Source organism: Sphingomonas sp. IW22 (genome assembly GCF_041321155.1).
Taxonomy (GTDB): Bacteria; Pseudomonadota; Alphaproteobacteria; order Sphingomonadales; family Sphingomonadaceae; genus Sphingomonas.
The window spans coordinates 1-21108 of the sequence record NZ_JBGGWB010000002.1 but is presented as its reverse complement, the minus strand read 5'-3'; the positions used below and the strand labels follow the sequence as shown (position 1 = coordinate 21108).

The following is a 21108-nucleotide window of genomic DNA, read 5'->3' as shown; positions in this document are numbered from 1 at the left end:
TCAGCCCTTTGCGCTGGTCGCCACCATTGCCGCGACTTGCGTGTCGTCGCGCACGAACCCGTCCATCTGTACCGCGAACAGCCCCAGCCCTGCCACCAGCAGCGCCAGATTCGCCGCGCGCATCACTGGCGTCCACACCGTCGTCTGCCGCCACAGCCGCACCACGCCGATCATCAGGCTGAGCGCCGCGACCTGCCCCAGTTCGACGCCGACGTTGAACGCCAGGATTTTGGACACCAGTGCCGAATCCTCGACCAGCGTCATGTCCTGCAACCGGGTCGACAGGCCAAAGCCGTGGATCAGCCCGAACAGGAATACCATATAGATCAGGTTAGGCGCATCCACGCCGAACCAGCTGCGGAACAGCCCCAGATTCTCGAACGCCTTGTAACAAACGGTCAGCGCGATCACCGCGTCGACCAGATAGGCATTGGCCGTGATGCCCAGCATCGTCGCGCCCATCAGCGTCAGCGTATGGCCCAGCGTAAAGGCGGTGATGAACCGCACGATCGGTCCGAAACCCTGAAGGAAGAACAATACGCCCAGCAGGAACAGCAAATGATCATAACCGGTCAGCATGTGTTCGGCGCCGATCCACACCACGTCGATCAGCCCGCCCTCCAGCATCATCTGGCGCGCATGTTCGCTGACATCATGCGCCAGCGCCGGCGCCGCCATCACCGCGCTCACCGCCAGCGCCGCCGCCCCGCGCAACAACATGCGCCCCTTCGTACCGGCCATCCGAACCCCCTTGGCAGTATGAAAAACCTGTCAAAGTGTCTTACCGCCGGGGTGCTGGCGGGCCGTATGCGTCGTTTGACGTAGGCGGGATTTGTGGGTCGATCCGCTTCGCAACGCATCCTTGCGGAATTCAACTGCGCTGCGGCATTGTCAGCGGATGCAAAACACGGCTGAGGCGCTCAACGTAAGGAATCACGGCGCACGATATTATCCCGGCGCGGTCATTGATGTGTTGAACGACCTCCGAGCCGCTCTGATAGATTTGCCGGAGGATCAGGCCGGTATCCGGATTAGCGGGCTTGAGACGCTACACCCGTTCCTGGCCGCCAATGGCTCGATCAGTTCGATCGCGGCGCAAGTGCTGGGTCCGGCCAGCCGCCCCGTCCGCGCAATCTTGTTCGACAAGACGGCCCGGACCAACTGGTCGCTCGCCTGGCATCAGGATCGCACGATTTGCGTCCGGCAGCGGATTGACGTCGATGGCTTCGGGCCATGGACGATCAAGCACGGCATGCAGCATGTGGCGCCGCCGTTCGATTTGCTGACCCGCATGGTCACACTGCGCGTTCACCTGGACGATGTGCCCGCCACGAATGCCCCGTTGTTGATCGCACCCGGTTCACATTTGGCTGGTCGCATTCCGGTGGACAAGGTGGCAGGGGTGGTTCGTCGGCTGGGCATCAGGGCGTGTACCGCGCGTGCTGGCGACGTGTGGCTGTATGCGATCCCGATCCTGCATGCATCGGAAGCAGCGACCCTGCCGCGCCACCGGCGCGTGCTGCAAGTCGATTTCGCTGCCGAGGATCTGCCCGGCGGCCTGCAATGGCTGGGGGTTTGATGCGCGCGGCCGCCCCTCTCACCCCGCGGGAGACAGATGGTCGTGCCCCTCATGGCGGTGCGTCCCGACGCCGTCATGGTCGTCGGACCGGGACACGCGCAGCAGGTTGATCGCACCAAAGCGCACACCGCGTTCCGCCCGCACCTGATCCGCAAAGGCCCGGACGGCGGCGGTCGAGCCTTTCAGGATCAGGCTTTCCATACTGTGATCATGGTCCAGCCGCATCGTCGTGGTCACGCCGACCAGATCGTGATGCGCGTGCTGCATCTCGGCCAGCCGCTGCGGCAGCGCGCGGACGCGGCGGTCGACGATATAGGACAGGTTGGCGACGCAATGCTCGCCTTCCGGCACCTCTGCATGCCAGCGGGCCGGTCCTTCGCGGACCAGATCGCGCATCGCCTCCGACCGGCTGGCATAGCCGCGCGCGTCGGACATCGCGTCCAACGCATGGGCAAGGGGCGTGTCGATCGAGACGGTGATACGCTGCATGCTGATTCTTTCGCTCGGATACAGGGTGAGCATGAAACCGCCCCGGTCGGAAATCCAGCGATCACGTCAATGAACCGCATGTCCAAGAGCTTTAGGGCACGAGACCAGTCCGTGAAGCAGTAGCGAGAGCGCACACGTTCACAGGATCGCCCGGATTGCAAAAAGCCGGTGAGTCTCTGCCTTCATCGGGCGGGCAGCGCATATGCGACCACCTCGTCACTGACGGGCGTTTCCATGAAATGGTGGCCGCCGGCATAGATGACCAGATATTCCCGGCCGCGGGATTCATAGACGATGGGCGTCGCCTGCCCGCCGCCGGGCAGTTTGCTTTCCCACAGCGTCTTGCCGGTCGACAGCTCGATGGCGCGGATCAGATTGTCGGTTGCGGCGGCAATGAAGATCAGGCCGCTGGCAGTCACGACCGCGCCGCCATTGTTGGGCGTGCCGATGGTCAGCGGCAGCATCGACGGAATGCCGAACGGGCCATTGGTGCGCGCAGTGCCGAACGGGCGATCCCAGATCGTCTTGCCAGTCGCCAGATTGATCGCGCGAATGCCGCCATAAGGGGGCTGTTTGCACAACATCCCCGTATATTTCAGTCGCCAACCTGCGTTTACGTCGATGGCATAGGGGGTGCCCGCCTGTGGGTCGCCCGCGCCTTCGGCCCCGCCAATGTCGCCGCGTGCCTGATCGCGCGGCGCCCAGCCCAGCTTGTTCGCAATCGCGCGCGGCACCAGCCGGACATAATTGGGCATGTCGTTGTAATTGGCGACGATCACCCCACGGCGCGGATCGACCGCGACACCGCCCCAGTCGGTGCCGCCATTATAGCCCGGATATTCGATCGAGCGCCGATCGGCAGTAGGCGGGGTGAAAAAGCCCTTGTAGCTCGCTTCGCGGAACTGGATGCGACAGATCATCTGGTCGATCGGCGACATGCCCCACATGTCGCGTTCGGTCAGGTCGGCTTTTCGCAGCGTGTGCCAGTTGGACACGATCTGGGTGCGCGCGCGCTCCTGCGGCTCGACCCCACCACCTGGCGCCCGGATCGTACCGACCGGCGTCAACGGCCGCCCGGTTCGGCGGTCGAGGATATAGATGTCGCCCTGCTTGCTGGGTAGCACCAGCGCGGGCGTGCCGCGATAGTCGACCAGCGTCGCCTGCGCGCCGAAATCATAATCCCAGACATCTTTCTTCACCGCCTGAAAGCGCCAGCGCGGCTTGCCGGTCGAAACGTCGATCGCGACCAGCGACGTGGCGAACTCACTTTCAGGTGGGCGGCGCAGGCTGCTGTAATAGTCGGCCGATGCATTGCCCATCGGCAGATAGATCAGCCCAAGCTGCTCATCCCCGCTGGCGATGGTCCACATATTGGGCGTCCCCCGCGCCCAGGTCTGCCCGGCGGGCGGATAGCCCGACCAGTCGGGGTGCATCATGTCCCACGCCCAGCGAAGCTGGCCCGTCACTGCGTCATAGCCCCGGATCACGCCGGACGGCGCCCAGCGATCCTGTCCGTCCAGTACCTGGTGCCCCGTGACCACGACACCGCGCACGATCGTCGGCGGCGAAGTGATCGATACATAGCCCGGCGGGGTTTCGCCCATGCCGATCTTGGTATCGGTGCGGCCATGGGTGCCGAAATCCTCGCACGGGCGCCCGTTGCGCGCATCGATGGCGAACAGGCGAGCGTCCAGCGTGCCCCAGATAATCCGCGTCGCGCAGGGCTGATCCGCGGGCGCGTCGGGCACCGCGTAATAGCTGACGCCCCGGCAAGCGGCGGTATAGGGGATGGCATCGTCGGGCACCACCGGATCGAAGCGCCAGCGTTGCCGCCCGGTTGCCGGATCGATGGCGATCACCATGCTTTTCGGGGTGCAGACATAAAGCATGTCGCCGACCTTTAGCGGCGTGTTTTCGGCGCCATAGGTGCCTTTGGCCGCATCCGACGGCAGGTCGCCGGTGTGGAAGGACCAGGCGCGCTCCAGCCGTTCGACATTGGCGGGCGTGATCTGGGCCAGCGGCGAATAGCGCCGCGCGCTGTAGGAGCCGCCATAAGCGGGCCAATCCTGTCCCGCCTGCATCCGCGCCGGATCGGCCATCATGCCGCCTGCGTTCGGCAGGGCGGCCAGGACGGGCGAGCGGCCAATCTGTCCAACCACGATGAAGGTCGCCCCCGTGGCGACCACGACTGCACCCGCCGCGACAAGCGCGTTGCGCCAGCGGTTCGCCGCGCGCGTCAGCAACGGTGCGACGAGCAGCACCGCGATCAGCAGGACGATCGGAGCAACGATCCGCGGGACCAGCGCCCAGCCATTGGCGCCCACTTCCCAAAATGCCCAGACGACCGTCACTGCAACGATTGCCGCATACAGCCACACACCCAGCAATCGCTGGCGGAACAGCAGCCAGCCCGACGGGATCATCGCGACACCCGTCAGCAGATAATATGGCGATCCGCCCACAGCGAGCAGCCAGCCGCCCCCGATGGCAAGCACCAGCCCGATCAGTGCGATCACCGTAGCCACGATTGTAGCCAGAATGCTGCGACGCGGTTCGGGACGGGGCGATGCCCCGGTGCCGGCGGTCAGGCTCATCGGTCGCTCCTTGGCCATGCGGCGGCGCGTCACGGGAACGCGCCGCCGCGTGGAAACATTTCGTTACAAAGAGCTGCGGCGGTGCAAGTTCCCTGGATATCCTGACTTGTTTTCAAATGACCGCGGCGAACCGCCCTACGCCTATACCGGCGGCAGGCCGTCCAGCAGCTTGTCGGGGGTGATCGGAAAGCTGCGAGCCCGCACGCCGCACGCGTTGTAAATGGCATTGGCTATCGCCCCCGCCGCGCCGCAAATGCCCAGTTCCCCAACGCCCTTGGCCTGAAGCGGGCTGCCCGCCGGGTCGCGTTCGTCGACCAGCAGGACGTCCAGATGCGGCACGTCCAGGTTCACTGGGACATGATATTCTGCCAGATCCGGGTTGACGATGTGCCCGTCGCGGGCATCGAAGATCAGATCTTCGGTCAGGGCGCTGCCAATGCCCCAGACCATGCCGCCCATGCACTGCGACGTCGCGGTCTTTTCGTTGAGGATGCGCCCAAGCGAAAAGACACCTGTGAACCGGCGCACGCGCGTTTCGCCGGAATAGGCATTAACCGCAACTTCGGTGAAGAAGGCGCCATACATCGCCGCCGACACGGCATCGGTGATCTTGCCGGGCTTGAAATGGCCGATCTGTTCGATGTCCTGCCCGTCGAGCAGTTCGGCGAACGGCACGGCGCGATTGTCGGTCACGGCCCGCCCGTCCTTCAGCGTCAGCGCCCCGTCCTCGCAGCCCAGCCGCTCGGCCAGCGTCGCGCGGATACCCTCGCACGCCTCGAACACCGCCGACCCCGTGGATGCAGCGCCCCAGCTGCCGCCCGATCCAGAACCCGGCGGGAAGCGCGTATCGCCCAGCCGGACATCGACGGCCGATGGGTCCAGCCCCAGCATTTCGGCGGCGATCTGGCCCAAGATCGCGTAGGTACCGGTGCCGATATCGGTCATGTCGCTCGCCACTTCGGCAGTGCCGTTTGCACGCAACGTAACGCGCGCATGCGCCTCGTTCAGATTATGGACGCGGGTGGCGGTGGCCATGCCGGTGCCGATCCACCATTCACCTTCCCGGCGCTGGCACGGCTTTCGCGGGCCGGTGTCCCAGCCGAACTGCTCCGCACCGCGCTTCAGGCATTCCTCCAGCTTGCGTGAGCTATAGGGGATGCCCTCGCTAGGATGGCATTCGGGGATGTTCCGCAACCGAAGCTGTACGGGGTCGATGCCCCCTGCCTCGGCCAGTTCGTCCATCGCCGCTTCCAGCACCTGCATGCCGACGGCCTCACCCGGCGCGCGCACCGAACCGGCGGTGACGCGGTGGATGCGGCCAAGTTGCAGGTCCAGCACCCGATTTTCGCCGGGATACAGGAATTCGCTGGCCTGCAGCACCGGCTCTGCGAACTTCTCGTCCGGCAGGTTGGTGACCCATGCCTCGTGGCCAAAGCCGGTCAGCCGCCCGTCTGCATCGCTTGCCAGCCGCACACGCTGCCGCGTTTCGGAACGTCGCATCACGCACTGGAACACCTGCTGGCGCAGCATGACGACGCGCACCGGGCGGGACAGCGTCATCGCCGCCACCGCTGCGGCCACGCCCTCAGGACTGATGCCCAGCTTCGAACCGAAACCGCCGCCGACATAGGGCGAAACCAGCCGCACCTGTTCCGGGTCGATGCCCAGCGCGTCGGCCAGCTCCTTGCGATTGAAGCGAAGCATCTGAAGGCTGGAGTGCAGCGTCAGTCGCTCACCGTCCCACTCGCCAATGCTGGCATGCGGCTCCATCGGGGCACTGTTGTGGCATTCGGTGGTATAGGTCACGTCGACGGCATGCGCCGCGTCGGTCATCGCCTGATCCAGATTGCCCTGGATCGTCGGCTCCTCATACGCCTCGAACGCGATCCGGTCGTCTTCGGCATCGACGATAGTGTCCGGCGTTTCACGGTATTCGACGCGCAGATGCTTGGCCGCGTGGCGCGCCTGTTCAAAGGTTTCGGCAACGACCAGCGCGATGGGCTGGCCGTAATATTGCACTTCGCGCACCTTTCGAACCGGGGATTTCCCGGCCCCGCCCTGCGCCGCGCGGGCAGTCATGCGTTCGTCGGAAATGACCGCGATGACGCCCGGCAGTTCCATGACCGAACTGTCGTCGATGCGCGTCACTTCCCCGCGCGCAATGGTGGCCGTGACCAGCACGCCCTCCGCACAATCGTCCATGCGATATTCGGCGGCATAGCGTGCGGTGCCAGCGGTTTTCAGCGGCCCCTCCGGCCGGTCCAGCGGCTTGCCAATGACACCCTGCGCCATCGCGTCCAGGCGATTACGCTCGTCGGGCTGGTCCATGATGTAGGAACGGGTCATGCGTCGCCTCCTGTCGCCTCGCGCAGCACGGCCTTCAGCACGCGGCGCGTCATCGGAATCTTGAAGTCATTGGCGCCATAGCCCTGCGCATCGTCGAGCAGCAGGTCCGCCGCTTCATCGAACAGCGCGTCCGACGGCTCACGACCGGTAAGCAGTTCGTTCACGCGCGGATCGTGCCAAGGCTTGTGCGCCAGCCCGCCAAAGGCCAGCGACGCATCGGCGATGCGCCCGCCGTCCATCTTCACGACACAGGCGATCGACACCAGCGCAAAGGCATAGGATGCGCGGTCGCGCACCTTGCGATAAAGCTGCGTGCCGCCGACCGGCGCGGGCAGAACCACGGCGGTGATCACATCACCGGCCTCCAGCACATTGTCGCGATCGGGCGTGTCGCCGGGCAGGCGATGGAAGGCGCGTACCGGAATATGCCGCGCGACACCGTCGGCGCAGGTCACTTCCACACTGGCATCAAGCGCCGCGAGCGCGACGGCCATGTCGCCGGGATAAGTCGCTATACAGGCCTCGCTGGCGCCAAGAATGGCATGGATGCGGTTGAAGCCGCCCAGTGCCCCGCACCCGCTGCCCGGATCGCGTTTGTTGCAGGGTTGATCGACATTGTAGAAATAATAGCAGCGCGTCCGCTGGCACAGATTGCCGCCGGTGGTCGCCTTGTTCCGCAACTGGAATGTCGCACCCGCCAGGATCGCGCGCGCCAGCACCGGATAGTCGCGCCGCACCCGGTCATCTGCGGCACAGGCGCTGTTCGTGACCAGCGCACCGATGCGAAGGCCGCCATCCTGTTCCTCGATCTCGCGAAGCGACAGCCGGTTGATGTCGAGAATGTCGGTCGGCGCCTCCACCTCCAGCTTCATCAGGTCGAGCAGGTTGGTGCCCCCGGCAATCAGGCGGGCGCCGTCGCGGGTGCGTTCGCATGCCTCGCTAACCGCTTCGGCACGATTATAGGTGAAGGCTTTCATGAGCGCGCCTCCAGCACTTCGGAAATGGCGTCGACGATGTTCGAATAGGCGCCGCAGCGGCACAGATTGCCGCTCATCCGCTCGCGAATTTCATCAGGCGTCAGCTTCACCGGTGCCGACAGGTCGTCGCTGACGAAACTGGCCCAGCCGCTCGATGCTTCCTCCAGCATCGCCTTTGCCGAGCAGATCTGCCCCGGCGTGCAATAGCCGCATTGATACCCGTCGTGCCGCACGAACGCCGCCTGAAGCGGATCGGGATCCTCGGCCGTTCCCAGCCCCTCGATCGTCGTGACCGCATCGCCGTCATGCATCGCCGCCAGCGTCAGGCAGCTGTTGATGCGCTGGCCGTTGACCAGCACGGTACAGGCACCGCACTGACCATGATCGCAGCCCTTCTTCGTGCCCGTCAGCCCGCAGTCGTGGCGCAGAAAGTCGAGCAGCGTCGTGCGCGGATCGCCCGCGAATTCATGGTCGGTTCCGTTGATCGTCAGTGGCATCCTGTCCTCCGGCGTCCGCAAAGCCCCGGCGGGCATTCAGGCGCCGGGCATGGATGTCATGGTGGTTGTATGGACTTGAAGGCGCCAACGGCTCCGGCGCGGATTGGTTGCCGTGAACCGTCACCGCCAACGCGGTTGTGACGTGTTCCTGCACGACAAATCGCTGTTGCCAGCCGCCTTGTGACCATCGCCCCAGTATGTCAGGTAAGGCCCCAGAACACAGGAGAGGGGCGCCGATGATCCGAAAAGCGCTGATGCTTGCGACCCTTATGGTCGCAGGACCCGGCATGGCATCGGCCAGGCAACAGGCTGAGCGACCCGCAATCACGGGTCTGTCGCACCTCGCAATTTACACCACGGACCTTGCGGCGACTGACGATTTCTATGGTCGTGTACTTGGCGCCAGAAAGGTAGCTGATCCAGAGGATCCGCAGGGCGTTCGATACCTGTTCAGCGAGACCCAGTTTGTCGAGGTCCTGCCGTTGCCGGCGGGACAGGGGATAAATCGGCTGGCGCATGTCGCCTATACAACGACGGATGCGGATGCGCTTCGGCGCTACCTGCTGCACCACGGCGTGAAAAGCGTGACCGCGCTGTCAGTTGGCCCGACGGGTGAGCGCTGGTTCGGCACCCGCGACCCGGAAGGTACCGTGGTGCATTTCGTTCAACCACCTGCGTCCGCTGGCACCACATCGACCGCGGTCAGTGGGCGCATCATCCATGTGGGACAGGTGGTGCGCGATCGCGCGGCGCAGGATGCCTTTTATCGCAAGCTGCTCGGCTTTCGGCCCTATTGGTACGGCGCGATGAAGGACGGGGCCACCGACTGGGTCTCGCAACAGGTGCCCGACGGAACCGACTGGCTCGAATACATGATGGTCGGCGCCGGATCGACCGTTGACGAGAAGAACGTCAACGGGCGTCTCCTGGGCGTGTTGAATCACCTGTCGCTTGGTGTCGTCAGCGTGAAGGCGGCGGTCGACAGGCTGGCTGCTCAGGGTCGCTTGAGCGCGCGCCATGATGGCCCTCAGATGGGCCGCGACGGCAAGTGGCAGGCGAACCTCTATGATCCCGATGGGACGCGTGTGGAACTGATGGAGTTCCAGCCTGTGGCCGAGCCCTGCTGCTCGCCATTCACCGCCAAAAGCCCGACCGAGTAAGAAGGGACAAAGTATGATCGAACAGAAAGCCGGCCTCAGCCGTCGCCACTGGATGGGTGGCGCGGCAGCAACTGCAGGGCTGTTGGCGATGCCGATGAAAGCGTCAGCGCGGCGTATCGCGGCCAGCGACCGCGTCAACGTGGCGGTGATCGGCGCGGGCGGCATGGGCGCGCAGAACATGGCGAAGCTGACGAGCCAGAACATCGTCGCACTGGCCGATGCGGACCTTGCTCATGTCGCCAAGGCCTTTGTCGATGGCAAAGGCGCGGCTCGCCCCGAGTTGCAGCCGCTAAAGGCCGCCTATGATCGTGCCGCGAAGTTCGCCGATTATCGGCGGATGTTCGACAGTCGTAAGGACATCGATGCTGTCGTGATCGCCACACCCGACCACCATCACGCGGTGGCGGCAAAGATGGCGATGGAGCGCGGCATCCACGTCTATGTTCAAAAGCCGTTGACCTACACCGTTCGCGAAGGGCGGGTGCTGCTCGACCTGGCGGCGAAAAACCCGAAGCTGGTGACCCAGATGGGCAATCAGGGCCATTCGGGCGATGACGGCCGGCGCGTGGTCGAACTGATCCGCGGCGGTGCTATCGGTCGCGTAAGCGAGGTCCACGCCTGGACGAACCGCCCGCTGTGGCCCCAGGGGGAAGCGCGTCCGCCTGCGATGCTGAAACCTGCGAGCCTGGACTGGGACGTTTGGCTGGGTCCGGCGGCAGTCGACTGGGGATACCATCCCGATTACGCGCATTTCAACTGGCGCGGCTGGGTTCCGTTCGGCATCGGCTCTTTGGGCGACATGGGCGCTCACCTGGTCGACTTTCCCGTCTGGGCGCTTGAGCCGGGGCTGCCGACGCGGATCGAGACCCGGCACAGTCGGTGGGGCGGCGATGACAACATCTGGGACGGCAAGCCGCCAGCCGATCTGGGCAGCTATCCGCTGGCCAACATCACGACCTATGAGTTCGGCCGGGCCAAGCAGGGTCCGCTGACGATGACATGGTATGACGGCGGGCTGATGCCGCCGACGCCTGCGGCGATGCCGGCAACCGCACGGATGAACCCCGATGGCGGCGTGCTGTATGTCGGTGACAAGGGCATGCTGATGCACGACACCTATGGCGAGAAGCCGGTCCTGATCGGCGATGGTGTTGAGGCGCGCGCGGCAGCTGTGCCCGTTTCGCTTCCGCGGATCCAGGGTGGCCGCGATGGCCACGAAATGAACTGGATACGGGCAATCCGCGGGGAAGAGGCGATCTCCTCCCCCTTCTCATCTGCGGTGCCTCTCAATGAAACGATGCTGCTCGGCATGGTTGCGATGCGTGCAGACCAGCCGATCGAATATGATGGGGGCAGTGGAACGATCACCAACGTGGCTGCCGCGAACCAGTTTCTGGACCGGCAATATCGTGAAGGATGGGCACTGTAACCGGCAGGGCGGCGACCCAGAAATCGGCGGCAGGCCGCCTGTCGTGCAGCTTGCCGTTTTTCCCGTCGCATGAAGATCATGGATGACTGACAAGGGCGCGGCGCCCTGCAGCACTGCGACAGCGATGAAGGTCAGCATGCCGGGTGCGGTGTCTGCCCGCACGACATCTGCGTATATTGTCCGACATTACCGTTCATGCAAAGATGACTGCAAAGAAACGGGAGAGAGATAATGTCGGGATGGCGTCTTTCGATGGACGCGCTCAGCCGACGCGCGCTGTTTGGCGGCGCGGCGGCGGGTGCGGCGATGGTCACAGTCCCGGCCATGGCAAAGGGCCAGAGGCCGGTACGCGCAGGCAATGGCGCAGGCACCTGTTCGACGCCGCGCAGCGCGATTGCCAACACCCGCTACGGCCGGGTGCGCGGGTTCGTCGCCGACGATGTGCTGCATTTCAAGGGCATCCCTTACGGCGACGACACGAGCGGTGCCAACCGCTGGCTGCCGGCGAAGCCACCCAAGCCTTGGGACGGTGAATACAACGCGCTCGCCTACGGTGCGAATTGCCCGCAGACGACGCACAATTTCCGCGCGATCGAGCACACTTTTCTTCAGCAATGGGACGATGGTTTCCAGGGCGAGGACATGCTGAAGCTCAACCTCTGGACACCGTCGCTCAGCGGCAGTCGTCCGGTGATGGTGTATTTCCACGGCGGCGGCTTCAGCTTTGGGTCCGCCTATGAATTGGCGTCGCACCACGGTGCTAACATGGCGCGCAACCACGATGTTGTGCAGATCGCGATCAACCACCGCCTGAACGTGCTCGGCTTCCTGGATCTGACCGAAGTGGGCGGGGCCGCTTACGAAGAATCGGTCAATGTCGGTATGACGGACTGCATTGCAGCGCTGCGTTGGGTGCAGGAAAATGTGGCGAGTTTCGGCGGCGATCCCTCGCGCGTCATGATCTATGGCCAATCGGGCGGCGGGTCCAAGGTGACGACGTTGCTTGGCATGCGGTCGGGCAAGGGGCTGATCCATCGCGCGATCGCCCAGTCGGGCGGCGGCGGTGCGATTCCGACGCTCGAGCAATCAAGGGAATATTCGCGTCGCCTGATGCGCGAGCTGGGTATCGACCGCCGCAACCTGGAAACGCTTCAGCAAATGGAGTGGAGCAAGCTTTTCGCCGCGAGCAACAAAGTCGCGGGCGAAATTAACGGTCCGGCGCCGCGAACGCTTGGCGGCCCGCCCCCGGTCCCGCGGGTCGGCTGGGGTCCGACGCTGGACGGGCGCGTGATCGACGTGGGCTCCTTTTCGACCGTCGCGCCCGAGGTTTCGCGCGACGTGCCGGTCATCTTCGGCAACACCAGCGAGGAGGGGATGCGTTGGGGCTCGAACCCGACCGAAGCCGAGTGGCGCACCGAGGTCGCCGGCATCCTGGGTGCCGCCAAAGCCGACGCGCTGATCGCGTCGATGAAAAGGGCCCATCCCGAAAAGGCCATCCGCACCCTATCCTACGGCGTACAAAGTATCGCCTATCGCAACCGTGTGCAGGATATGGTGCGGCTCAAGCACCAGCAGGGCGGCGCGCCGGTGTACCAGTATCTGTTCCAGTGGCAGACGCCGCAGCTGGATGGACTGCCGGGTGCCTGGCATACCGCCGACCTGGCGTTTTGCTTCGACAATACGGCGCGTTGCGCGCAGGGAACGGGCAACACCCCGGAAGCGCGGCGGCTGGCGACGCGAATGGCGACCGCTTGGGCCAATTTCGCGCGAACCGGCAATCCCAGCCAGCCCGGGCTTGCATGGACCCCGTCGGATCCGACCCGGTGCCAGACCATGGTGTTCGATAATCATTGCCGGATGGAAGACGATCCCGAGGGGGAAAGCCGCCGGATACTGCTTGGCTGACCGCCGGTTTCGGTGCTGCGGCGTGTCCGGCGAATGCGCTGGACCGCCCGCATCGACGGCCTGCCACTAGAGATCGCCTGCTTCCGGGGCACCGCCCCGCCCGCCATGCGGACGGGGCGGTTTATGTTAGGCGTTGAGCTTGTCCTTGACCGCCTTGGCGGGCGTGAAGCCCAGCTTCTTGGAGGCGGCGATCTGAATAGTCTCGCCGGTCGAAGGGTTGCGACCCTCGCGCGCCGGGCTGTCCTTGACCTTGAACTTGCCGAAGCCGCTAAGGGCGATCTCGTCGCCGCCGGCAGCGGCATCGACGATAGCGGCAAAGACGCCGTCGACGAGCTTGCGGGCGTCGGCCTTGCTGACGCCGTGGCTGTCGGCGATGCGATCGGCGAGGTCGGAATTGTTCATGTCATGCTCTCATGTTGTGGAACGCCTTCCTTATCCGCAGGCGCAGGCGTTTTGCCATCCATCATGCTGCAAATGGCACCGGTTCAGTGCTCTAACCGGCGTCGGAAAGGCGCAAAAAATTGCCGCGGGGGACTCGAGACGGTTTGATTGATTCGAGTTTGGTTGCGGGACATGCAGCCACCCTGGCTTGTTGGCCTCATCACAGTGGTCAATACGCCCGACCCGTTAGCGGAAAGCGCACTTCGCCAATAGGATGTGCTGACACATGATTGACGGCGACAAAATGCTCTACTGCGGACAAGATCGAGGTTGGCTGAGGATCCGACATCGTCGCCGCCTTTCGCGGTATATGGGGAGTTGTCTGCGGGATCGAACGACCGGGCGACCAACGAGGCTAGGCGGCTTGCTTGTCGTCGGGACGACGCAGCCAGATCGCGAATGCGATGATTGCTTGCAGAACCGCCACGCCGACAACGCCGCCTTCGTAGACAATGAACCATACGCCGAAGAGGCCGATCAGGTTGATCTACAGTCTCACGGGCGGAAGCGCGATAAGCGCGTCGGCATGTTTGCGGGCCTCGCTGGTCCAGCCGGCCAGCCACTCGCGCTAGGAACAAGCGGCGAACCGCACTTCTGCGCCCGCCACCGCGGCAGCGAAGTCGGCGATCTCGGCGCGGTGGCGCTCAATCGCAGCGGCCGGGATGAGCGTGGCGCCGCGGTGGGTCGGTTCGGCGTACAGATACAGGAGCACCGGCGTCATGCCGAGCCGGCGTCCTTCGGCGACCAGTCCGAAGGCGTGCTTGACCAGCTGGGCTGCATCCAGATGGCGATAGCCGCTATCGCCAGCGCGCAGTTGGTCGCGCATCGCTGTGAACGGCGTCATCCGTTCGCCCCAGACGTCGCGATCATAGGCATCGGAAAGGCTGACGACCTTCGCGTCCCGGAAGGGCTCGAACCGCTTTGATTCGACGCCGATGACATGGCTGCCCGTCTCGACCGCCGCGTCGAGCCGAGGATGGCGTCCGCCGCCATGGGAACCGCATCTGCCGCTCGACATCGACGCACACGGCAGGCCAATCAAGATCGGCAAGACCGGGAAACGGCGGTAGGTTGCCGGGGCGTTCGATGAACCAGCCGAACGCATAGACGGCCAGCCCCGCACTGCTCTCTGGGCTGTCAAGCTTGCCAATTTCGATCTCGTTCCCATCGGCCTTCGCCAAGGCGGCCCGGACGAGATATTCCGGCACGCCAGGCAGAAAAGTGGGGAGGCGGATCGTCATTCCTTCATTTCCAGCTGCACTACGACAAATTCGGACGCCATTAGGCAGGAAGGCACTCCTAGAAAGCGCGATTCCGTGATCAGATTCCAAGGGCGCTCAATATGGCGTCGCCAACACCCTTCAACCCACGTCCCCAGATGCTCCCTTTACCGAACCCGGCGGGGCGCTCCTCATAGATATAACTGCCCGCACCCGAAAACCGATCATCGAACAGGCTCGCCTGTCCAAATAAGTAGGGTCTAAATGATCCCGATCGTGCCGCACCATAAGCCAGGCCAGCATCGAAACCGAGCACAAGCCGTTTGTTTATCGCGCGAGCGGCTGTTGAATCCTTGACGCGAACACCGTGACGCCCCTGCACGATCAGCGTGCACGGGCCGTGAAAGACGATGTAGCGAAACTGGCAGGTTATCCACGAAATCAGCCAGCGCAGCCGCCATGGCCGCTGTATGCGCAGCTTACGGTCGAGAGGCTTCAATATGCCAACCAAGGCGCGCGGTTGCAGCACTACCGCGCCGCCTTCCGGAACCTCGATCAGCGCCACCTCGCGGTGCTCTTCCATGGAACTAATCGCGACATGATCCGGCGTTAGGCTCCTGAAGAGTTGAAGATTGACTAGGCCCGCAGCGATACAGGCGAAGGGCATCCAGTTGTCGAGTAGCAGTTTGTCGCCAACTGCCGCATCAGCGGGACGATCTTGCACGCCGGCCCGCACCAGCAATTCGGTATTCTGGTCAATCGGGACGTTGATTGACACGGCCGACCGAGTGGCGGTCAGGGCCACGCCGGGTTCAGATATTCGCACCGGCGCCGCCCCGGCCGCCAACGGCGCGATGACGAGGAAGGCAAATGCCTTGTGGAGGATTGGCAGGAGGGCACCGCCCGCGACGAGCCAGAACGCCGACGACCCATAGCTCCGCAAAATGTCCTCGGCCTTATTCCAGACTGAGCGCCGCGCCGCTTTGGACGCGAGAACGGTCGCGTCGTTCAGTGCTTGGATTGCTGTGGCATTAAGGCGTCTTGTGTCTGCCGCGACCTCCCGTCGAAGATCCGGCAATTTTCGGAGCGCGGCGGAGATCGTTTCAAGTCTCTTTCGTTCATTGCGCAGCGACAAACCCAACCTAGTCAATTGACCTTCGCGCTGCGCGATACGCGCTCTGTAATCGCAAATTCTCCAGACGGCTGCTACCGCGCATATTGGCTCACGTCGCTGCGCCTTGGCCTGTTGCTGCCACGCTCTGAATTCCTGCTGCCGTTGGCGAAACGCCGCTGCGCGGTGATTATAATCGGCGATCCAACTGGTCAGGTTCGTCCGCTGTTGCGCGAAACTGGCAATGCGCTTTAGATTTTCAAGGCGCGCGTCGGAAAGCGCCGCTGCCTGATCCAGCAGCGGCAGTTCGATGTAACGCGCGCGATAACTGGCGATGATATCTTCCGACCGTCCGCGCGTCGCGGCGAAGGCGATGCCGGCGGTCCCCAGCACCCGCTTTTCCGCTTCGCGGCGACGCCTGTCGATATCTTCTCGCGCGCGGGCCAGCTCAACCACCCCCGCCCTGCGGAGCTGATCGATCTCGTTCGTGCCGATACGAATGGCACTGGCGGACTCTTTCTCGAGTTTCGACCGTGCATCGACCAGTGTCTTGACGGCACGCCGGGATTGCTCGGCCTCCTGTTTCCAGCCTTCGATCTGGTGCGGGAGCCGATCGCCCAATGCAAGGACGGTCACGACGATCAGAAACGATACGATCAGCCATCCGGCGCCGCGCGACAGCCAGCTCAGAATCTTGATCATCGCTACCGCTCCCCAACGAACTGAACTTTGGCAATCATTCTTCCAACCTAACCACGTCAATAACGGTCGCCGGAGCCATGGCTCCGCTCGCCAACATCGCCTCGGCCGCAGCGATGCGTTCGCGCGTCACCGCAACAGGGGCATCCGGCCCCTCGATCATGAGTTCGCCGCCTCAGGTGAACAGGTGCTCGGCGAGTTCGCGCATGCCGCCGGTCGCGAACCGGATGCGAAGCCCACCGCCGGCAAGGTTGTCAGTCCGTTGCTTGCCGTAGAACCGGCAGTGCCGCGCACGTCCAGCGTCGGACGATAGCACGCGCAGTACGACATCCTGCTTCTCGTCGCGCCACACGGCGAAACTATCTACGAGCCAGGCATCGATGTTCCAGTCGTCCTGTGCGCAGCCGATCGTCTCGCTCACTGTTACCGCAATCATGCGATCAAGCCGGAGATAGATCGGTTGATCTTTGCGGCCCGGATTTTTGCTGGATCGGTCGATCCGGCGCTTCGAATGGCCGTTACGTTTGATGGAATGAACAGTCTCACGGACTGGCGTCGTGTCACTCCCGACTGATATTCGGCGGTCCCTGATATCGGAAGCCTTGAACAATTCGAACGAGGCCAACCGCGTTGACAAAACTGACATCAATCTCCGACTGAGCGCGGCAGCGACAGGCGACCGCCATCGGAAAATACAAGATTGATCCCTTCTTCATCTCCAACTGCTGCCACAGGCCGATCAACCGCGAGGATCGTGGGCGGTGCCGGGAACATCAACCAGACGGAGCTGGTCATGGCGGCGAAGGTCGCGGCAATGTTCGGCAGATCTGCGCCGTTGGCCCGCAGGAACTCGTAAAAAGCGAGGCGCTCATGGTCTGCAATAAGACCCATATAGTCGAAGCCCGACTGGACGCCGCGTGCGATGATCATGTCGAGCATGGCCCGGTGTGCATCATGCCTCAGCGCCGCGCTAGCCAGCCGCCATACCGCATCCCGTACAGCGGTACCGCGGCTTCTGTTCGATACGGCATACCCGCACGCGGCGACGCTGCCGTTCAGCCTCACGGTCGTTTCCTGGTCAAAGCCGAATAGCGGTCGATCCCGCAGGCTTCGTTTGAGATTGCCGCAATGGGTCTTCGCTACAGCCAGCGCGTCCAAAGCGGCGGCTGGACTCGCGAACCAAGTCACCGACGGAGGACTGGACCACGGGTGACAGGCCTTCATGTGCGCAGCAATCGCCGCATCGGCGGCGGCGCGATCGGTAGGATGCGTCGCGAGAACGTCTGCGGCGATGGCTGCGGCGCGGGGTAAGAAATGCTCCACTGCGTCGGCGGGAATGCACAGCGGCGGGACGGGAGCGGGCAAGTCCCATTCGTCAGTGTCCCAGACCGTATCATCAAAGGGGGCATCCGCGTAGCTGCCGAATGATTCGCCGTCACCCCAACGATCACCCATCTCGAGCACGCCAGGCGCGCTCATGCGAATGCGAACGCCTTCAAGGCTGCAACCCCAAGGGCCGAAGCCGAAAACTCCACCGTCGCCATCAACATCGGGATCGCCGCTGAGGGGGCGAAAGCGCGCAGAGCCAAGGGGAACGCTTTCCTGCATTTCGTCGAAAGCGCTTCGCCTGCGGTAAACGCGCCGGCTCCCGCGGGCATCCAGATCAGCCAGGAATGCTAGGATTGCCTCGCGGTTTGCGTAATCGTTGCGGGCGGGAACGCCCCGCAGTTCCTCGGGACGATCAGTGGGTGGCCCGAACCATTCGACTGCGGCCCGAAGCGCGGCGTGCCCGCGCAATGTTCGCGAACGGGAGCGTGTCACGTCGTCCGCGGCCCCCGCGCTTCAGTCACGCTCTCTGGCGTTGAAAGGCGACGTCGCTTGCCGCGATCAGTGTTATGCGCGCCAGGCTCGACAAAGATCGGCAATAGGGACCCCACATCTTTTTGGTGCATATTGCAAAGAGCTAAGTTCGCGCTCAGAATCTGGCAAGATACCGCATGGCGCGATGGCGAGCGGCAGGTTATATCGTCGTCTTCGACGCGATGACACCCGCAGCTAAGGTTTTTACGATCGGCGAGCGTAGGCCGATTACTCTTGTCTCTGGCATACCTTGCCGGGAGAGTGGGGCAGCTCATAATCTACTAGATCATCCGCTGCCGCTCAATCTCTTCCAGCGGCAAACGTAACGCTGTCTGCTTCAGCCGTGCCTGCGCCCGCTATGCCGGCCGCAATGGCGAACTTCTGACCGAGTTGGTCATCGACCGTCTTTTGCGTCGTGATCCTTTCCGGTCGTCAGGCTGAGAGCCTTGCCGCTTCGTCAGGACAGACGACACACACGGTGGGACATGCGGCTTGTCTAAAAGCACCATCATGCCCACACCTCCCGTCCGGCGTGGTCAGCCAGGCATCAATCGCGGCAATCAGCGGATCGCCATCTTCGCGACCGTTAAGCCACAGCCGCCATGTGTCTTCACGCGCGCGGCGAGGTGCTGGCGTATCGCACAGTGACACCCGGTCCGATGCGTCTCCGCCAGATCGGCGGAATTCATCGGCACGAACGCCGCATTGGCCGTATGGGCCACCGCGTCGAACGACTGGCGGCGTATCCGTCGTATCCTTCTGCGACGTCGATTACGTCGCCCCCGAAAATCGACCCGAGTTCTCGGAGCAGCCGGGCCGCCGCCATGATGTCACGCGGGGTTGCACATGCCGAGATCAACGAGGGCACCACGATGTCCTCGTCTCGCCACAGCAGCAGACGCGCAGGCGGAACGTGCAACCGCTTGGCGAGCTAGGTCATGGTTTCGTGAAGGTCGTCGGTGGCGGTGGTGCTGTGCGCCTCCAGATCTAAGCCGAGGCTGCCGAAGCGGTAGCGCACACTGAGCGTCGCCGCGCCGACGAGCAGCGTGGTTTGATGTCGAACTTGCAGTGTTCGTTGCCAAGCTGCACCGCCTGTTCATGTCGGGCTCAGACCGGGCCTGTGCCGACTGGATGCAAAGCTACGCCATCGAGGGTGTTGCGGATCTAGCGCTCCATCGCTTCTACCGCGCCATGGCCTGGCTGGAAGAATAGATCGAGGAAAAAGCTGAAGATGCGCTGGTGCCCAGATAAGTGAAGGAGGTGATAAAGGAAAAGCTGTTCGACAGGCGGCGTGACCTGTTCACGGATCTGAGCCTCGTGTTCATGGACACCACTTCGCTCTCGTTTTACGGCGCAGGGGGCGACACGCTGGGGCGGCGCGGTCATTCCAAGGACCACCCGCCCGAGCTTGCGCAGATGATCCTGGCCGTGGCGATCGATGCGCAGGGCCGGCCAATCTGCACCGAGATGGTGCCGGGCAACACGGCAGATGTGAAAGTGCTGGTGCCGATCGTCAAACGCTTGCGCACGCGCTTTGGGATTACCCGGTCCTGCGTGGTGGCCGACCGCAGCATGATCAGCGCCGATACCATTGCGACGCTGGAGGAGCGGGGCATGGAGTACATCCTCGGAGCGCGCGAACGCTCGAGCAGTGTCATCCGTGATGTTGTGCTCAATGACACCGCTCCGATGGTTCCCCTCATGCTCGAGCGACAGGCGGGCGAAACCCTGCTGTGGGTCAAGGAGGTTCGTGTGGGCACTGGTAAGGACACCCAGCGCTATATCGTCACTCTGAACGAGGCCGAGGCCAAGTCGGACAAGGCTGATAGGCAGGGCATTATCGACGGGCTTTGGGCTCAGCTCAAGAATGCCCGCATCACCCCGCTTCAGGCCGTCATCCGCTATCGCGACCTGTTACAAGTCGAAGCCCTGTTCCGCGTAGCGAAGGCGACCTTCGACACCCGGCCGATCTACCATCAATCCGACGCTGCCATCTGCGGCCATGGCTTTGTCTCATTCCTTGCCCTGACGCTTGCCAAGGAACTCACCGCCTGTGTAAGGAAAAGCGCCTGCGCGCCGAGTGGCAACCGCTCCTCAGCGATCTCGACCGCCTCCAGCAAGCCGCGATCGAAAAGGATGGCCAAGTCATTACCACCCGCACGCACTTCGCAGGCGACGTGGGCAGCGTCTCCGAGGCTCTCGGCATCGCCCTGCCGGCCAATATCGCGGAGCAGACAGCAACCTAAGCGCTGCCGAGCGCTCGCGCGGCCCACACAACCATCGCAAAATGTAGCGGTAACACTCGCTAAAGCTCACGCAGGCTGTTGATATAAAACATTTTGTCCGCGACGCTGTCCAACTTTGGCTTGGGTCGGCGCGAGGCCGATCTCGAGACCGAGATGGGAGCCAGTGCCAATCATGTTCCTCCGGCTCTGCTACATCCGCGCCTAGCGCAGATCTACCGCGGCAAGTCTCGCGCCTGCTCGAACGCCTTCGAGGCTGAGGGCGTTCGCAGCGAGGCTCAAAAGATCATCCGCAACCTCATCGACGTGGTGATAATGCCGCCTGGTAGCGTGCTTCATGCTGGAGGAAAGCGACTTGGCGACGATGCTGGTGTCGGCGTCAAAAAGGCACAAAAAAACCGCCGCGAGGGACCCGAGGCGGTTTGATTGATTCGAGTTTGGTTGCGGGGACAGGATTTGAACCTGTGACCTTCAGGTTATGAGCCTGACGAGCTACCGGGCTGCTCCACCCCGCGTCGAAGGGTTATTGATCGAGCGTAGCTCGATGGGGTTTGTGAA

18 protein-coding genes, 1 tRNA gene and 1 pseudogene are annotated in these 21108 nt (G+C 63.5%); 6 read left to right on the top strand and 14 right to left on the bottom strand.

Annotated elements, in window-relative coordinates; all coding sequences use genetic code 11:
• Window positions 1-741, bottom strand: a complete 741-nt coding sequence (locus ACAX61_RS11625) for a HupE/UreJ family protein (RefSeq protein ID WP_370715003.1) — start codon at window positions 739-741, stop codon at window positions 1-3.
• A gap of 157 nt (window positions 742-898) precedes the next feature.
• Here ACAX61_RS11625 and ACAX61_RS11620 point away from each other — a divergent pair, with 157 nt between their 5' ends.
• Entirely contained in the window at window positions 899-1579 is a 681-nt protein-coding gene (locus ACAX61_RS11620) for a phytanoyl-CoA dioxygenase family protein (protein ID WP_370715002.1), read from the top strand.
• 18 nt (window positions 1580-1597) lie between these two features.
• Here ACAX61_RS11620 and nikR read toward each other — a convergent pair whose 3' ends face one another.
• From nikR to ACAX61_RS11595, 5 genes are all read right to left on the bottom strand, one after another.
• Window positions 1598-2068, bottom strand: a complete 471-nt coding sequence (gene nikR / locus ACAX61_RS11615) for a nickel-responsive transcriptional regulator NikR (protein WP_370715001.1) — start codon at window positions 2066-2068, stop codon at window positions 1598-1600.
• Between the two features lie 182 nt (window positions 2069-2250).
• Complete coding sequence (locus ACAX61_RS11610) at window positions 2251-4662, bottom strand: membrane-bound PQQ-dependent dehydrogenase, glucose/quinate/shikimate family (RefSeq protein WP_370715000.1); 2412 nt, start codon at window positions 4660-4662, stop codon at window positions 2251-2253.
• Between the two features lie 141 nt (window positions 4663-4803).
• The gene (locus ACAX61_RS11605) at window positions 4804-7008 is read right to left on the bottom strand and encodes a xanthine dehydrogenase family protein molybdopterin-binding subunit (RefSeq protein ID WP_370714999.1); all 2205 of its coding nucleotides are present in this window, start codon (window positions 7006-7008) and stop codon (window positions 4804-4806) included.
• Window positions 7005-7985: an FAD binding domain-containing protein gene (locus ACAX61_RS11600; protein WP_370714998.1), complete on the bottom strand. Its 981-nt coding sequence runs from the start codon at window positions 7983-7985 to the stop codon at window positions 7005-7007. Before ACAX61_RS11600 ends, ACAX61_RS11605 begins: the two co-directional genes overlap by 4 nt.
• Window positions 7982-8482: a 2Fe-2S iron-sulfur cluster-binding protein gene (locus ACAX61_RS11595; protein WP_370714997.1), complete on the bottom strand. Its 501-nt coding sequence runs from the start codon at window positions 8480-8482 to the stop codon at window positions 7982-7984. Before ACAX61_RS11595 ends, ACAX61_RS11600 begins: the two co-directional genes overlap by 4 nt.
• A gap of 236 nt (window positions 8483-8718) precedes the next feature.
• Between ACAX61_RS11595 and ACAX61_RS11590 the strand changes: the two genes are divergently transcribed.
• From ACAX61_RS11590 to ACAX61_RS11580, 3 genes are all read left to right on the top strand, one after another.
• Window positions 8719-9642 (top strand): VOC family protein, encoded by a 924-nt coding sequence (locus ACAX61_RS11590; protein WP_370714996.1) that lies wholly within the window; start codon window positions 8719-8721, stop codon window positions 9640-9642.
• Window positions 9643-9655: 13 nt separating this feature from the next.
• Window positions 9656-11071, top strand: a complete 1416-nt coding sequence (locus ACAX61_RS11585; protein WP_370714995.1) for a Gfo/Idh/MocA family protein — start codon at window positions 9656-9658, stop codon at window positions 11069-11071.
• A 231-nt stretch (window positions 11072-11302) separates the two neighbouring features.
• Window positions 11303-12976 carry a carboxylesterase/lipase family protein gene (locus tag ACAX61_RS11580; protein ID WP_370714994.1) on the top strand — a complete coding sequence of 558 codons (1674 nt, stop codon included), beginning with the start codon at window positions 11303-11305 and terminating at the stop codon, window positions 12974-12976.
• A gap of 126 nt (window positions 12977-13102) precedes the next feature.
• On the opposite strand, the gene ACAX61_RS11575 is transcribed toward ACAX61_RS11580, so the two are convergent.
• The 7 genes from ACAX61_RS11575 to ACAX61_RS11545 form a co-directional block, all read right to left on the bottom strand.
• Entirely contained in the window at window positions 13103-13378 is a 276-nt protein-coding gene (locus ACAX61_RS11575) for an HU family DNA-binding protein (protein WP_370714423.1), read from the bottom strand.
• A gap of 607 nt (window positions 13379-13985) precedes the next feature.
• Complete coding sequence (locus tag ACAX61_RS11570; RefSeq protein ID WP_370714993.1) at window positions 13986-14435, bottom strand: hypothetical protein; 450 nt, start codon at window positions 14433-14435, stop codon at window positions 13986-13988.
• A gap of 302 nt (window positions 14436-14737) precedes the next feature.
• Window positions 14738-16450, bottom strand: a complete 1713-nt coding sequence (locus ACAX61_RS11565; protein ID WP_370714992.1) for a hypothetical protein — start codon at window positions 16448-16450, stop codon at window positions 14738-14740.
• A 34-nt stretch (window positions 16451-16484) separates the two neighbouring features.
• Window positions 16485-16610: a hypothetical protein gene (locus tag ACAX61_RS11560; protein WP_370714991.1), complete on the bottom strand. Its 126-nt coding sequence runs from the start codon at window positions 16608-16610 to the stop codon at window positions 16485-16487.
• Window positions 16611-16622: 12 nt separating this feature from the next.
• Entirely contained in the window at window positions 16623-17057 is a 435-nt protein-coding gene (locus tag ACAX61_RS11555) for a WYL domain-containing protein (RefSeq protein ID WP_370714990.1), read from the bottom strand.
• Between the two features lie 35 nt (window positions 17058-17092).
• A complete protein-coding gene (locus ACAX61_RS11550; RefSeq protein ID WP_370714989.1) occupies window positions 17093-18055 on the bottom strand; it encodes a hypothetical protein in 963 nt (320 codons plus the stop codon).
• Window positions 18056-18867: 812 nt separating this feature from the next.
• The gene (locus ACAX61_RS11545) at window positions 18868-19029 is read right to left on the bottom strand and encodes a hypothetical protein (protein ID WP_370714988.1); all 162 of its coding nucleotides are present in this window, start codon (window positions 19027-19029) and stop codon (window positions 18868-18870) included.
• 328 nt (window positions 19030-19357) lie between these two features.
• Here ACAX61_RS11545 and ACAX61_RS11535 point away from each other — a divergent pair.
• Both ACAX61_RS11535 and ACAX61_RS11530 read left to right on the top strand, forming a co-directional pair.
• Window positions 19358-20553 (top strand): annotated as a pseudogene (locus ACAX61_RS11535) (IS1634 family transposase); the annotation flags it as partial.
• A 93-nt stretch (window positions 20554-20646) separates the two neighbouring features.
• Window positions 20647-20976 carry a hypothetical protein gene (locus ACAX61_RS11530; protein ID WP_370714985.1) on the top strand — a complete coding sequence of 110 codons (330 nt, stop codon included), beginning with the start codon at window positions 20647-20649 and terminating at the stop codon, window positions 20974-20976.
• 12 nt (window positions 20977-20988) lie between these two features.
• Here ACAX61_RS11530 and ACAX61_RS11525 read toward each other — a convergent pair.
• Window positions 20989-21065, bottom strand: a tRNA-Met gene (locus ACAX61_RS11525).
• Between the last annotated feature and the right edge of the window lie 43 nt (window positions 21066-21108).